At 72.1% G+C, this 573-nt stretch carries 1 protein-coding gene; it reads right to left on the reverse strand.

Annotated elements, in window-relative coordinates; genetic code table 11:
• The coding region (locus FXO23_RS50670) for an acyl carrier protein (protein ID WP_158896384.1) at positions 1–491 on the reverse strand (491 nt) is incomplete at its 3' end.
• Between the last annotated feature and the right edge of the window lie 82 nt (positions 492–573).

The following is a 573-nucleotide window of genomic DNA, read 5'->3' on the forward strand; positions in this document are numbered from 1 at the left end:
AACCCGGAAACGCCGCCCGCGCCCGGAAAACGACCCGCCATCCCCACCACGGACACGCCGCCGTGGCCGGACACCGAGGACAACGAGGACACCGCGGACCGGGAACCGAGCGCGGGACGCGCGGGGGACCGGCGGCGCGCGAGGGGACGCCTGCCCCGGCGGCGAGGCACCGGACGCGGCGAGGCCACCCCCGACCCGGCGTCGAGCGCGTCCCCGGTGTCCACAGTATCCAGACCGAGGTGCCGCGCGAGGACGTCCCCGAACCGTTCCACCAAATGGGCCGTCAGCCGGGCAGGCGTCGGGTGGCCGAAGAACACGTCGGGCGTCACCGCGACCCCCAACCGCTTGGACAACACCTCCGCGAACTGCGCCAGCGACACCGAATCGAACCCGAAGTCGGAAAGGGTGGTCCCCAGGGTCACGCGGTCGTAGGCAAGACCGATCACGTCCTCGGTGGCCTGCCGCAAGATGTGGGTCACGCGCTCGGTCAAACCGCCACCGGACCGAGCGGGCACCCCCGCGTGTTTGCCACTCATGTCACCGCGCTGGCCACTCGAGACCCGATCCGACCGA

Source organism: Amycolatopsis anabasis, from assembly GCF_009765355.1.
Taxonomy (GTDB): domain Bacteria; phylum Actinomycetota; class Actinomycetes; order Mycobacteriales; family Pseudonocardiaceae; genus Amycolatopsis; species Amycolatopsis anabasis.